The sequence below is a fragment of the Nocardia sp. NPDC001965 genome, from assembly GCF_053594175.1.
In genome coordinates, this window is the sequence record NZ_JBSFDZ010000069.1 from 1 (window position 1) to 13,534 (window position 13,534).

Genomic DNA, 13,534 nt, shown 5'->3' on the forward strand with positions numbered 1-13,534 from the left:
CAACGTGGGTAGACTGAAAGTTACACCGCTCGACGTGTCGAGTCAACATACGTAGACTGAACTCATGGAATCCAGCACCAGCCGAGCCCAACAGCCACAGCCCCAGAGATGAGGCGGCCCCTCGCCAACGTCCTTGGCAGGACGCTGCCCGGATTCGTCAAAGGCTGCCATTTTCAGCTGCAATCAGCTTTCACCGGACTTAAGAACCACGCGAGCGCCGGCCAAGACGAGATCGGCTCGCCGTTCGGCGCCGCCTCGGGTGAAGCGTCGTCCCCCGGGTTCCTGGCTGGATTGGGCGGTATGCGCAAGACCTATCGGCCAGCGGGCGCGGGATTGCCTGCATGATGTAGTCGGCGATGACGTCGCGAACAAGATCGGTCCGGATTGGCCAGCGACCATAGACGTGGACTTTCGCGCCCGAGTCGCGGGCCACATTTTCGAATCGTAGTCTCTTGATGCCAAGATCGATTATGAACGCAACTATCGCTTCGAGCTCGATAACAAGGACTGGCGACTGATCGCGACCGTTACTACGACCTTCTGGGGCCTCGAAGGGGGCAGTAAGACGATTATCGCCGGTTGTCGGCTCCGCTCACAGAACCGTTATCGGCGACGACGAAAACGGCCTGCGTGCGCTGTTTGAACGCAGTCGCTGGCAAGGTGCGGTTCAGCGGGATGGAGCGGCTACGCAAGAACGTGTTCAGGACTACCTCCAAGGACATGGTCCCCGCAGTGGCCGGTTTTAGGACCTGCCCGGGATCGGTGTCGATCTTGAGGTGTCGGGGGTGCCGCAGCGGGGGCTGGTAAGTTGGCTACCTACGGGTGTCGCTCGCGCGAGACAGCACAGTTGCGCCGGTTGGAGCGGTCCAAGTATCGGCTGCGGTGTGGTGGCGACAGCGAAGGTGCTGGTCGCCCGCACCACCGACGACGTTTCGGAGTTGTTCGACCTATTACTGGTGGTGTAAGCGCTTGAAACAGCCCTCGGCGCGGCAGATCGCCGACGAGGCGTTGCTGGCCGAGATCGTCGATATCCATACCAGCGCCGGCGGCACTTACGGGTCACCCCGCGTGCATGCGATGCTGGCCCGCCGCGGCATCTCGGTGGGCCGAAAACGGGTGGAGCGGGTGATGCGTGGCGCGGGTTGCAGGGCGCGTTCCTGCGGAAACGGTGGCGCATCGCCTCGACACGAACCGATCCAGGAGCAGCGCCGGCACCGGACCTGGTCGGACGGGTCTTCACCGCCGACCGGCCGAACCGATTATGGGTGGCCGACGCGACCAGGGTCCCATGCAGTCAGAGTGCGTTCTGGCTGGCGGCGGTGCGGGATGCGTTTTCCAACCGGATCGTGGGCTGGAAGACCTCGGATCGCTGCGACACCGAGCTGGTGTTGGGTGCGCTGGAGTTCGCGGTCTGGAGCCGCGATATCCGCGACGGCGAGTTGATACACCACAGCGACAGGGGCTCGACCTACACGGCGATCCGGTTCGCTAACCGGTCGGCCGACAACGGGATTGCGCAATCCTTGGGGTCGGTCGGGGATTCTTACGATAACGCGCTGATGGAGAATTTCTTCTCCACATTGAAGACCGAGTTGGTTTATCGCCGGGCCTGGCGGACCCGGGACGAGGCCGAGAACGCCCTGTTCGCCTATATCGATGGCTGGTATAACAGCCAGCGCATCCAGAAGAAGCTGGGTTGGCGATCACCGGATGAGTTCGAGGCGAGCTACCATCACCCGGTTCTGGCTGGAACCTGATTACCCCGCCCTCCAACAATGCGGGGGAACCTCAACCCATTGGCAGGACATGTGCTGGGCGGCGGTGTCGATCTACTCCGGTGAGGTCTCCGGGCACGACGTGACCCGCATGATCTTCTCTCGCGACGGGTGCCAGACCCGCTGGGCGAGGCCATCGTGCACAAGGAAGATCTTGAGAAACCTGCACATACCTGCGCCTGGCGATGATGAACTCTATCAGTACAAAACCAGACCCAGGCCGACATCGCCGAAGGACGCCACCACCTGGCACGGCGGATCTATCATGGTCGCAAAGGGCGAGACTGTGCGCGCCAACTACGAGGGTATAAAAGGCCGCCTCTCCGCGCTCGGTCTGGTGTTGAGCTGTCTCGCATTGTGGAACACAGCCTACAGCGACCGCGCCCTGGAACAGCTCTCGCACAGAGCTGTCCGGTCCACGATTGGGACGCTGCCTGGCTGTCGGCGTTCGTCCGCGACCGAATTGGCGTCGACGGGCACTACACCGTACACCTGCCCGACCTAGGCGGACCCCACCGACCACTGCGCAACCCCGACGGCGAGGGCTGACCTAGCTTTCTACGGCTGTCCTCGCTGATGCCGCGGAACAGCCGCATCGCGATCGAATCCAGCTTCCTACGAATCAGCTTGGGGCGTTGACGGGAACATTCGCTCCGCCTTACGCTTCCAATCTTCGATGAATGCACTGGTGTCATGGTCGAACTCCGTACGCAAGTCCTCAGGCCAGGTACCGGTATCCATGTCCAGCTCGTGTCCGATAACAAATCTCATGAAGTGTTCGGACATGGCCTTGCTACGCTGCCTGATGAACTCCATTTCGGCAGGAGACGGAGTCACAGCTTCTTTGTGCCCCACCACGACGATCCTCTCATGAGCATCTCACCAATTTTCGAGTCGTTGTCTCCTCGCAGCATAGCGATTTCGCCCGGTTCCGGATAATGGACCGACGGTCCGGTGAATCTGCTCAGCAGGTGATCCAACCGCTGCTGATCGGCCGGCGATGCATGCACTTTGAACCTGGCGATGCGGTCTGTGATGTTCTCGACGGACTCGGCAAGAAGCTCCGGATCCCGATTCCAGGTGTATCCAGCGCGCGCCCACGTTAACCCGCCGTCCTTGCTGGTGGCGATGAGTTCGACCCGGTCTGCCCCGCAACGTCGATAGTAGCCCTCGATTGCTGCGGTGAATGCTGTCGAAAAGCCTTTTCCACGAGCTGCTTTCTCAAGGTTGAGGCTCTGGTTGTGCACAACCATCCGACCATCGTTGTCGAGTTCGAAGATGCGATAGATTTTACCGACCTGTTTGCCGCTACTATCGACGATCGCCGCCGTCATATCGATCCTTCCAACGGCAGAAGAGTTGGTGGCATTGCGCGGTATCACGTACTTTCCGCGGACGTCCGCCAGGCGATAAGGCCCGTAGCGCCCTTCCAGAGCCTTCAGCGCGTTGGTAAGGGTTTTATTGGAGGCCTCCCCCACCGACACATGCATCAGATCTCGCAGCGACGCAACGCCAGACAGGTCGGGAGTGGCAACAACACGCAATGATCGCCCGCCATGACGACCACTTGCCGTCGGCAGATTCACCTGGCGCTTGATTCCCAGGACCTGTCGGTAGCTACCCTCGTCGGCAACACCTATTGTTATGCGTGCTCTACGAACGTCTTCGGCCAGGTCACCCAGTGTGCGATGCAAGTGGGGACCGGCCCGGTGAGCGAGCACATAGACCATGTCGTTGCGTATGCGCTGGAGCAACTTGCGTCCCGCTTCGCTCGGGGGTATCCCACTCATCGCGTATCCCGGCCGACAGCACGCAACACAAGATCTACCGCCGCAGTCACCGCTGTCGATCAGCAGGGTCGCTGCCTGCCTTATGCCGGCGCAGCCTCTGGTCGGACACCCCCGCCAATTCAACCAGGCTCCGCACTGATGAATGACCCGACAGTTTCTTCGGCACCCCAGTTGACCCGCCGCCCTCCGCGGGATGGGTGAGCAGGGAATGCAGTAGTCGCCCTAGGAAGCTGTTCGAGAACCGCACTAGAGGTCTCGGCGACGGCGCGTACAGGCTGCACCAGCTCAAACCCGGCCAGGAACCGGTCCAGCGCGACGGCGCAGGTCTCACGGGCGTTCCGCACCGCGAGCGGCGCAAGGTAGATCTGCACCGCATCCCCAGCCACACACCACGGGCAACATGCATCACCCGCCGACGTCGCCCGCCGGGCCTTTTTCCGCTTCGGCACGGAACCTGCTGGCACCTACGTCCCAGTTGCTCACGCCTTCTTATCACAACATACGGTAGCATTATTCTGATGTATTCTTTCAAACCCGAGGGACCTACCTCAGTGGCACGGCGGCGATCCGATCGGGGGCCTGTCGCCGGATGGGGAGATCCTGAAGGAAGGTACGTTATCTGCTCCAACAGTGCGAAATTGGCGATAGAGAACAGACGAGTGCGGGTACGGGAATCGCTCGGACTGCACCTGGATCGGCCTGCGGCGGCAGGGGCAAGCCGTCAGATTTCGAGAACATCACACACGATTACCGCAATAAAATGTTGTACTAGGGCATCTGCTGGACTTAGAGCCCTACGCATGGGAATCTCTGGCGCCAACCCCAACTTGGACCTCGTCGCAGGACGACTCGCCGCCGCCCTCCGCCAGCTCTGCACCGGACTCCGTCACCACACCTCCGGCGCAGCCGACTGCGTGCGTAAAGTCGGGGAGATCCTCGGTGACATCGATCAACAGTCCTGGCGCTCGACTGACATCGCCACCCCTTCGCCCACCACCCAGGCCACCATCCCCACGCCTACCCCTGCCGGTCCCGTTATTCTCAGCGGACGCCGAGCACTCGACGACCTCGTCACCCGATACGGCAACCGATCGTCTTCCACGGCTCCGCTGATCCCATCATCAAACTCGAACCCCGGCAGATGAGCTGGACCGATCGCACCGACTGCCACTCCCCCGACTGCGAACCCGCCCTTTGCGCCGACACCAGCTATGACATCCCCAAGTTCATGGCTCTGTTCAAAGGACGCACCCGGTTCGGCTATGGCACAGACGCCGACGGCCGCGTTATCTATCGAGTCTTAGGCGGCGTGACCGAGGCGATGAGCGGATCCATCGACCACGTTCATGTCATGGACCGTCGACAGCTCGAACTGGTCGACGTCCAAGCCCCACGGGACTGGCCAGAATCGCTGAACGGGCCTCGCCCCGCAGAACTTCGCTCCTCCATTGACGTTAAGCCCTTCGCAATCGTTGAAGTAACCATGTACGACTTCCCACACCCGACCAACGACTACGAAACCTGATTCCCGGATAAGACCACCGTCCGACAGATAGTCCCGGTCACGATAGACCGGTCACACCAACCGGAATTCTAATGCAATTCATCGGACTATACTCCTCTGGGCGGAATTGCTGCAGTCCCGCACAGCGATTGCCCTCAAGAAACCTTTTTCCGGATAGGGAGTTTCGACCACTACCGCACCAAGTTATCTCCCTCATCCTTAGCAGAACGCCAGCAAGAACAAAGCATCCGCGGGTCAGTTGCACCCAGCAGGCCGTCTTATCCCCTATTCTCTTCCGCACTCGACCGCTTACACCGAATACCGGCAGAGATCACCCCAGTTCAGCCCCGGCAAACCAGCCGAGCTGACAAAGCTAATTACCGAGAGCTCTTGATGGATGATCAAGCCGACCTTTGCTGTGGACCGAGCCCCGGAGGGTACGGCAGGCGCCTGAGTAGCATCCGTCTTCTGCAAATATACATCAGCCGCCGGTAAGACCCGACCGCGCGAGCAAAATATCCGCGCGATATCTGTCGCGATAGCGCGAGTATCAGGCCGGAGAATTCTTGACGTACTTCACTCTGGCGTTATCACGGTCAATATAGATACCTGATGACCGGGATGTTCACCAAAAGGCGCGAGCTCAATACACGGACGTGGCGGGTCTATCTCAGTAAGGGTGTTTCCAGAGCGACAGCATGGGGCAAAGAACCTGATTGTTCGCTGAATTCCCGGGGCACGGTGAGTGGGTAAGCCTTAGTGGTGATAATCATTCGAGTTTTGTGCTGGTCGAGCAACCATGATTCGGGTTTGCGAGTGTGACCAGATAATGACCAGCGGCGAGGCGCGGAACGGTAAAACCCAGTGATTGCTCGACTGGGTGTCTCCAGTCCGCTGACGAGAAGGACCCTTCGGCCAAGTTTTCGTCTTGCGGCGCGCAAATGTGAACTGGCGCTCCATGAGTACGATCTGGACCCGTCTGGCGCAAAGGAATTCTGTGTAACGCGCCATGTCGGTGCGGTCCCAATGATGCCTGCCAAGCAGCGTGATTGCCTCCGGCGAGGGCAGGGTGCATCTTCGGGTTCGAGCCAGGGTACAGGCGGAAAAGATCAGAACAGTCTCGTCTGGCGGGTGGACGGACGCGGAATGGGTCCGCGATACAGCCCTGCTCGAACAAGTAAGCGCGCCGAGCGACACATCAATGCAACAAGATGCTGTATCGCTATGCCCGACTCGATATCGCCTATCGGTTGGTTTGCATCCCTTGATGGTCCAGCGCGTCCAGGGCGTGTGATCGGCGATCCACCTCCCCGCAGCCACACCCGAGCCGCAGCAACTCAGTACTCAGGTCATCCGGTGACTGGCTACCAACACTCAGGCATCGCTCTCGATAACCTCCCCGCCTGGCGAAGCAATGTTGGGGTGCAGCTACCCCTCCCACGAAACACGTACGAAGTCGGCTATTCGGGATGCTTGCGTGATACCTGATTCAGTCGCAGCCGGCGCGCTGGCCGGATTCAGGGGATTCCTGCCCCAGGTGCGTCGCGATGTCCGATCAGGCGAAATCAAGAGCGATGTGGTGGAATCACTGAGTGCTCGAATTTCACGGCGCACACCCAAGGGGAAGGGTGCTATTACGATAACGCGATTGCAATCCGCCGCGAGCTGCACGTTCGTTCCCGACCAAGTGCCACCGTCCATATATACCTGCGAGCCTATACGCACCGGCGGCCACACGAATGGGACTGCGCAACTGGCCCCTACCGCGTCCACCAGGTCAACTGAATCGTTCCGATTGAATACTTCGAGCCGACCGGATTCGACATTCACTGCTGTGATCTGTAGGTCCGAAGCCGGCCAAGCATGCTCTGGCAATCTTCTGGCTATAACGGCCCGCCGCCTGGCTATGAGGCCTGACTCCGAGTTCCGGATCACCTGCTGACCGAGCCGACGGAGCCCAGATTCCTTACTCAGAGCCAACTTCGCTGACGCCATCCGAAGGGCGCCGCCCAAGCCGAGCTTGCCCGGCATCTCTTCGCTCGCGCCGACGCGCTGCGCAAGGCAGAGTTCGGAAAGTGACATCCGACTTGCGATCTGTGCCGCGACAACGGAGCCCGCAGATGTGCCGATCAAACGATTCGCCTGCCGAAGATCGATACCTGCCATTTCGAGGCCAAATAGAATCCCCGTCATCCAGGCAATTCCGGTTACACCGCCGCCACCGAGAACCAGAGCACGGCCGCTCGACGCCGGTCCGCGGGAAGTTTTCATAGAGGTGTTTATACCACGGCCGGTCACCGGCATCGAGCGTCGCGAACTCACCTCTCGGGGTTGGGAAATACAATCCGAAGGATCTGTGTATATATCGCGCGCCGCAACAGCAACTCGGCGAGTAATGCCCCTTCCCGCCCACCGCTGGCGAACCTGCCCGACCAGCGGTTGTGACACATCGGTCCGGCCACGGACTGCAGGCGCCCCTGGAGAAGGCAACGGACGGGAGTCAATCTCTAACGGATCGAACGACATTGACAGTAGGACACGTACCGCCATCGGGGGCTCGATCCATGCCGGCGAGACCCCGAGGCTCCGAGGTGGTCCTGATGGCGGGCGCCTGGGAAGACAGACCATGGGCATGCTAGGAGATCCACATGACCCCTTGCCGATCCAGCTCATGAAAAGAACCCATGCCTCATTCGCGGACGCCGTAGGGCGTGCAATCTCAAGGCAGCCGAGAACAGTTACTAATGCTTGACGTCTCATGAACTCCTCGGCCTCTGGACGAGTAAGCATCGAACGGACCGCCGCAAGCTGGCTGACCGACCTTCGACGAGTTGGATGGCGGGTGCGGCCAGGTAAAGTTCGACTGCCGGCGCTAGCATCCCAGTGATCGTATGTTCGCCTGGGTGAAATGCCCTACGCGCGAATAAGTTCTCCCTGAACTCGAAGTAACCCATCACCATAGCGAGGTCTTCGTACACCTCGGTCGCGACGACCCGGGTCCTCGTCCGGCCGTGACTCATCTCCGCAAACAGCGTTGCGGCGCTCCTGGGCACGGACTGGGGCGCTGTAGTCTTTGATTTCAGTCTACCAGTGTTGACTCGGAACGTTCGGTAGCGTAGCTTCAGTCTACGTACGTTGACTGACACAAGAGAGTGAGAAGGCAATGTTGTCCACTGTCGCCCTGTCCCTGGCTGTCGGAATCTTCGGCGTGAACGCCGTTCCGCATTTCGTAAAGGGAATGACCGGAGAAGAGTTCCCCAACCTCACCGGTAACGCCCCGGTACGCAACTCTGTAGCTGGCTTCTCCGGGATGCTGCTCACAGCATTGATTGCCTACTGGGCCGATATACCCAGCCATCCCTGGGCAGCTGCGGTCAGCATCGGCATCGGCGGCTTGGCCATGGCAGTTTTTCATGGTCTCGGCGGAGCGTATCGACTCAACACCGCCCTCGGATTACCCAATCCTCCCCGGCGCATCCATGAAACCGCCACCGCGTGACTCGCTTCCCCAGCCGAGACGGTTAGTGAGGCTAGACCGTTCCGTGTGCCGGGTCAGAGATGGATGGTCAGCAGGCAGACCCATTTCATAGGACGTCATGGGTCCCTAAAAGCCGCCGGCACTGGCCTGGCCAAGAGCAGGCTCTCGCACATTATGCAATCCTGTTATCACTGCCGCAGGAGATGTACCCGGCGAGGCTTTGTGTGTCCGGTAACCGACATCACGGGTAATGCCCAGGCGTCCACTGAGGGGCCTGGGCGGCATCGCGCATCCAGCGATCGAGAATGCACGCACCACCGCCGCTGCTCATCTAAAGGAGAACACTCCCAGATGTCACCCTCCAACGAGCCTATTTCTTCTATCGTTGTCGGCGCCGGCCCTGGCTTAGTCTTGACCCATGGAAGTGGGGGCAGCATCGAGGCAAATCTCGGGCCCGTACTGACGGGCTTGTCTGACCACTTCACCGTGGTCGGGCCCGACTACCCTGGCTTGGGCACCACCCACCGCAGTTCGGCTCCGTTGTCACTTGACGGATTGGCCGACGCTGCCGTTGCGGCCGCAGACGAGGCAGGCTTGGGAACATTCTCGCTGGTGGGTTGCTCGATGGGCAGCCCGGTAGCGATTCGGGTCACAACAAGGTACCCCCGACGTGTCGATCGTCTGGCCCTAGTTGCGGGATTCGCCAAACCGGACCGATATCTGCGACTAGTGCTTGATCTGTGGCACAATCTGATTCAGGCTGACAGCTCAGCACTAGGCGAATTTCTTGTTGCGCTCGGAGCCGGGGAGCAGGTGGTTTCGTCACTCACAGACCCCGACGTTGCCGATTTGGTTAGCCGGGTCGCCGCTTCCGTTCCAGCCGAAGCGATTGACCATGTCGCCCTCGCCAGGACGATCGACGTCGAAGCGGAACTCGCTGATATCGCGGTACCCACTCTGGTTGTTCAGACGGTGCTCGACAAGCTGGCCACACCTCCGCATTCCGCGGTGCTGGCTGCGGCAATACCAGACGCACGTCTGGTCGAGCTGGATTGTGAGCACCTCATGGCGGCCGAACGACACCAGCAATTGCTCAACTACCTGGTTGACCATCTGCGCCCCGACAGCGTCACAACAGCTTTGTGACCACAACAGCTGACGAGGCGGACACGGGTTGTTTCCTGCGATACCCGAGGTCGTACCGAATCAACTCCTGTTTCGGTGTTCCCGTTCCGCCCCTCGGAAGAGACTCATCGTTACGCTGGGTCTGTCTCCGAAAGCCTCCAACCCGTGGAGTTGGACGCTTTCTTGTCAACGAAGCCCGTTTGGCGATCTACCGGGCTTCGTCATTGAGAAGTGTGCATGTCGATAGGTACTGTCCCCCGCGTCCGAAGGTTTGATTGATGGTCGATGAGCAGCGAGTACGTGACGATACGCCCGGCGTCGGGGCCGGTTCGGTCTTCTTGGACAGTGCGGGGTCCTCGCTTCCGCCGCGGGTGGTCACCGAAACGGTGATCGCCCATCTGCGGCGGGAGGCCGAGATCGGTGGGTACCGGGCGGCGAACGAGCGCCTCGAGGATCTGGCCGCGGTCAAGGAGGCGATAGCGACCCTGCTGAACACCACGCCCGGCACCATCGCCCTCGGCGACAGTGCCACGCGGGGTTGGTCGGACTTCTTCTATGCCGTTCCGCTACGTCCCGGCGACCGCATTCTCGTCTCCGGCGCCGACTACGCCAGTAATGCCATCGCCGCCCTGCAGCGCGCCCGGGCCGCCGGGGCCCGGGTGGAACAGATCCCCAGCGACGACACCGGCCGGCTCGATACCGATGCGCTGGCCGCGATGCTGGACGACCGCGTACGGCTGGTGTCGTTGCTGCACGTGCCCACCAACGGAGGTCTGGTGAATCCGGTGGCGGCGGCCGCGCGGATCGCGCGCGAGGCCGGGGCGCTGGTACTGCTCGACGCCTGCCAGTCCGCGGGCCAGCTACCGCTGGATGTCGTCGAGCTGGGGGTGGACGCGTTGTCGGCGACCGGTCGCAAATGGTTGCGCGGTCCGCGCGGCACCGGATTCCTCTATCTGCGGCCGGAACTGGCCGCCTCGATGGAACCGGGCCGGCTCGATCTGCACAGCGCGCAGTGGACCGGCCCGGACGAGTACCGGATGGCGCCGGACGCATCCCGGTTCGAATTCTGGGAGCACGATGTCGCGGCCCGGCTCGGGCTCGGGGCCGCCGTGCGCTACCTGCTCGAACTCGGTCCGGAAGAGGTTTACGCGGCGGTCGCCGAGCGCGCCGAATATCTACGGGGCGCACTCGGTGAACTGCCCGGGGTGACGGTGCGGGATCTCGGGGTACAGCACAGCGGGATCGTCTCGTTCACCATGGCCGGAACACCGCCGGTGGAGGTCCGGGACCGGCTGCTCGGCAAGGACATCACCGTGACGGTCAGTCATCGCGGGTCCACGCTGCTCGATATGTCGGCCCGTGGGCTGGATTCGGTGGTGCGCGCTTCGCCGCACTGTTTCGTGAGCTTCGACGAACTGGACCGTTTCGTGGCGGCCGTCGCCGCGATCTGAGCGGATCCGGTCGGTCGCCCACCAGGTGACCGGCCGCCACCGGCAGGCTCAGCGAGTGAATACGGCTTCGAACAGACCGTTGATCATCTCGACCAGGTCGCCTTGTGGCCGGTATCCAGACCGCCTATGGAGGCCGGATACCGGCTTCTGCTAGCTTTTCGGTTGACGCGCTATAGACGCGGATTGAGAACTCCTATCGGCACCAGGGCATTGGTCATCGGCGCCGACATGCGCTATCTGATAATCCGGCGGGCATAAGCGATCGACCACGAACGCCACCTATATCCCGCTCCGATCAAATCGATATATAGGTGACGCTGACTTCCCACAACCGATACGGCGCAGAGGGGGACGAACCAGCGCCTGATCAGAGCAGTGCGCCTCGCACCGACCAGATCGGCGATGGTGAGATGTCTATTCGGCCTCGCAGAGCACCCCGCACGTCGAATTCAGCTACCTCCACCAACACCAACCGAACCCGTCAGCGCTGCAACCGAGAACCAATCACACCCGGCCGCCAACCGAACCTAAAACACGCCATCGCTGCTGTTCTCGCCGAGACCGTTGTTCTTCCGAGCTCGACTGTCAGTCACTGCGCGACTGCCAGCAGTGGACGCAGTTGCTCACCAATCCAATCGGACAGGGCTGCACTCGCCGGTACCCGACCGTGGTGATGCAGGAACGCGTGCACCATGCCATTGAAACGGCGCAATGACACGGGGACCCCGTGGGCGGCCAAGGCTGCCGCATACTGCTCTCCGTCGTCACGCACCGGATCGCATTCGGCGGTCGCAATTACCGCCGGCGGCAGTCCGGACAAGTCCTGTGCACGTAACGGTGCGGCAAGGTGATGCTGGCCAGCATACGGCGTTGGTAGGTACTGACTCCAGAGATACCGCATAGCAGTCCGCGTGAGCCCGTACCCGTCGGCGTATTGGAGATAGCTTGGTGTCGCGCATGCCGGATCTGTCGGCGGATGGATAAGCACTTGAGCGGCCAACCGCGGTCCCGCATCCAGGTCACGAACCGCCAGCGCGGCGCCCGCAGCGAGATTACCCCCGGAACTGTCCCCGCCGACCGCGATACGATTCGCGTCCACGCCAAGCTCTTCGGCGTGATCACCCACGTAACGGAGCACCGCCAGCACATCTCGCAGTGGACCAGGAAAACGTACCTCCGGCGATAATCGGTAGTCCACGCTCGCCACCACTGCACCAGTCCGATCTGCCAGGACTGTCAGCGGCGTCTCCCAAGTGTCCAGATCACCGCGAATCCAGCCTCCACCGTGGGCCCAAACCAGCACCGCCGATCCAACATGCGCACCTCTCGGCCAGTACAGCCTCATACGCACGGGGCCTGCCTCGCCTGCCACATCCACTTCACGGACTGCCGCTACGGGCGCCGGCTTGCCCTGAAGCGCGGTCAGCCCGCGGACTGCAGACCGCGCCTGCTCCAACGGCAAAGCTTCCAGTGCCGGTGCATCAGCGCTCGCCGCCAACAGACGCTGAACATCAGGAACAACAGCCATGTCACCAACCTTTCCAACTAGTTAGTTTATTCTTGAATGGTGCCTCTTCCATCCCGCCATGTCAACCGACCGGTTAGATTGAATCTATGCCCTACGACGCCGACGCCACCCGTACACGGATCTTCGACGCGGCCACTACCGAATTCGCCGAGTACGGGGTGGCTGGCGCCCGAGTTGACCGCATAGCATCACGTGCGCACGCCAACAAAGCGTCCATCTACGCTTACTTCGGCGACAAGGAACAGCTGTTCGCCGCAGTGCTCGACCGTAAACTTGGCGAACTCGCCGACGCGGTCACGCTGGAACCCAACCGAGCACCCGAATACGTCGGTGAACTGTTCGACTTCCACCTCGCCCACCCGGAGGTGATTCGACTGCTTGCCTACGAAGCGCTACACCATGGCACCCAACCTGTACCCGATGAGCAAACTCGAGCCGCTCATTACCAGGACAAAGCCGATGCTCTTGTCGCCGCGCAACGAGACGGGCAAATCGACTCTCATCTCAACCCGCGGCATCTCGTGCTCATCCTCACAGGATTGGTCGGCTGGTACTTCAGCACACCCCAAGTCACCCGTATGCTCTTGGCAGATGCCAACGACCCCGCCGTTCTAGCTGAGTACCGAACCACCGCCGTTGAAGCCGCACGACGGATTATCGCCCCAGCTTGCCATGAGCGGCAAGAGAAACCGCCGCCGTGAGCTCACAATCCGGCTACGCATACACGAAAGAAACACCGCAGCCATACAGGACTCGGCGGATACGGGTTTCTTCCAGGGAGGCCGCCGGGGACTGTGGATTTAACGGTGTTTCCGGCCTGATTCGCTGACCGGATGGTCAGCGGGAAGGTGCCGTGATGACGACACTTGACGCCGTGGCAAGG

Annotated in this window: 10 protein-coding genes and 1 pseudogene; 8 read left to right on the forward strand and 3 right to left on the reverse strand. The window is 61.2% G+C overall.

Annotation, left to right across the window (positions count from 1 at the left end):
* Positions 1–882: 882 nt before the first annotated feature.
* The 3 genes and pseudogenes from ACWCPQ_RS34465 to ACWCPQ_RS34475 form a co-directional block, all read left to right on the forward strand.
* Positions 883–1,143 (forward strand): annotated as a pseudogene (locus ACWCPQ_RS34465) (IS3 family transposase); the annotation flags it as partial.
* Positions 1,143–1,757: an IS3 family transposase gene (locus ACWCPQ_RS34470; RefSeq protein ID WP_449907194.1), complete on the forward strand. Its 615-nt coding sequence runs from the start codon at positions 1,143–1,145 to the stop codon at positions 1,755–1,757. The pseudogene ACWCPQ_RS34465 and the gene ACWCPQ_RS34470, both read left to right, overlap by 1 nt.
* Positions 1,711–2,280, forward strand: a complete 570-nt coding sequence (locus ACWCPQ_RS34475; RefSeq protein WP_449907197.1) for a Tn3 family transposase — start codon at positions 1,711–1,713, stop codon at positions 2,278–2,280. Before ACWCPQ_RS34470 ends, ACWCPQ_RS34475 begins: the two co-directional genes overlap by 47 nt.
* Before the next feature lie 328 nt (positions 2,281–2,608).
* On the opposite strand, the gene ACWCPQ_RS34480 is transcribed toward ACWCPQ_RS34475, so the two are convergent.
* Complete coding sequence (locus tag ACWCPQ_RS34480) at positions 2,609–3,361, reverse strand: hypothetical protein (RefSeq protein WP_449907200.1); 753 nt, start codon at positions 3,359–3,361, stop codon at positions 2,609–2,611.
* 1,345 nt (positions 3,362–4,706) lie between these two features.
* On the opposite strand from ACWCPQ_RS34480, the gene ACWCPQ_RS34485 reads away from it, so the two are divergent.
* A complete protein-coding gene (locus tag ACWCPQ_RS34485; protein WP_449907202.1) occupies positions 4,707–5,090 on the forward strand; it encodes a hypothetical protein in 384 nt (127 codons plus the stop codon).
* Positions 5,091–6,497: 1,407 nt separating this feature from the next.
* Here ACWCPQ_RS34485 and ACWCPQ_RS34490 read toward each other — a convergent pair.
* Positions 6,498–7,859 (reverse strand): patatin-like phospholipase family protein, encoded by a 1,362-nt coding sequence (locus ACWCPQ_RS34490; RefSeq protein WP_449907205.1) that lies wholly within the window; start codon positions 7,857–7,859, stop codon positions 6,498–6,500.
* A gap of 373 nt (positions 7,860–8,232) precedes the next feature.
* Here ACWCPQ_RS34490 and ACWCPQ_RS34495 point away from each other — a divergent pair, with 373 nt between their 5' ends.
* From ACWCPQ_RS34495 to ACWCPQ_RS34505, 3 genes are all read left to right on the forward strand, one after another.
* Entirely contained in the window at positions 8,233–8,568 is a 336-nt protein-coding gene (locus ACWCPQ_RS34495; protein ID WP_449907208.1) for a hypothetical protein, read from the forward strand.
* 330 nt (positions 8,569–8,898) lie between these two features.
* Complete coding sequence (locus tag ACWCPQ_RS34500) at positions 8,899–9,693, forward strand: alpha/beta fold hydrolase (protein ID WP_449907211.1); 795 nt, start codon at positions 8,899–8,901, stop codon at positions 9,691–9,693.
* A 257-nt stretch (positions 9,694–9,950) separates the two neighbouring features.
* Positions 9,951–11,123: an aminotransferase class V-fold PLP-dependent enzyme gene (locus ACWCPQ_RS34505; protein WP_449907213.1), complete on the forward strand. Its 1,173-nt coding sequence runs from the start codon at positions 9,951–9,953 to the stop codon at positions 11,121–11,123.
* A gap of 589 nt (positions 11,124–11,712) precedes the next feature.
* On the opposite strand, the gene ACWCPQ_RS34510 is transcribed toward ACWCPQ_RS34505, so the two are convergent.
* Positions 11,713–12,651: an alpha/beta hydrolase gene (locus ACWCPQ_RS34510; RefSeq protein WP_449907217.1), complete on the reverse strand. Its 939-nt coding sequence runs from the start codon at positions 12,649–12,651 to the stop codon at positions 11,713–11,715.
* A gap of 86 nt (positions 12,652–12,737) precedes the next feature.
* On the opposite strand from ACWCPQ_RS34510, the gene ACWCPQ_RS34515 reads away from it, so the two are divergent.
* The gene (locus ACWCPQ_RS34515) at positions 12,738–13,352 is read left to right on the forward strand and encodes a TetR family transcriptional regulator (RefSeq protein WP_449907220.1); all 615 of its coding nucleotides are present in this window, start codon (positions 12,738–12,740) and stop codon (positions 13,350–13,352) included.
* The last annotated feature ends 182 nt before the right edge of the window (positions 13,353–13,534 follow it).

Excerpts from the sequence above, each read along its gene's own strand:
- ACWCPQ_RS34475 (WP_449907197.1), top strand. The coding sequence starts at position 1,711 with ATGAGTTCGAGGCGAGCTACCATCACCCGGTTCTGGCTGGAACCTGAT.
- ACWCPQ_RS34485 (WP_449907202.1), top strand. The coding sequence starts at position 4,707 with ATGAGCTGGACCGATCGCACCGACTGCCACTCCCCCGACTGCGAACCC.
- ACWCPQ_RS34490 (WP_449907205.1), bottom strand. The coding sequence starts at position 7,859 with ATGCTTACTCGTCCAGAGGCCGAGGAGTTCATGAGACGTCAAGCATTA.
- ACWCPQ_RS34495 (WP_449907208.1), top strand. The coding sequence starts at position 8,233 with ATGTTGTCCACTGTCGCCCTGTCCCTGGCTGTCGGAATCTTCGGCGTG.
- ACWCPQ_RS34500 (WP_449907211.1), top strand. The coding sequence starts at position 8,899 with ATGTCACCCTCCAACGAGCCTATTTCTTCTATCGTTGTCGGCGCCGGC.
- ACWCPQ_RS34505 (WP_449907213.1), top strand. The coding sequence starts at position 9,951 with ATGGTCGATGAGCAGCGAGTACGTGACGATACGCCCGGCGTCGGGGCC.
- ACWCPQ_RS34510 (WP_449907217.1), bottom strand. The coding sequence starts at position 12,651 with ATGGCTGTTGTTCCTGATGTTCAGCGTCTGTTGGCGGCGAGCGCTGAT.
- ACWCPQ_RS34515 (WP_449907220.1), top strand. The coding sequence starts at position 12,738 with ATGCCCTACGACGCCGACGCCACCCGTACACGGATCTTCGACGCGGCC.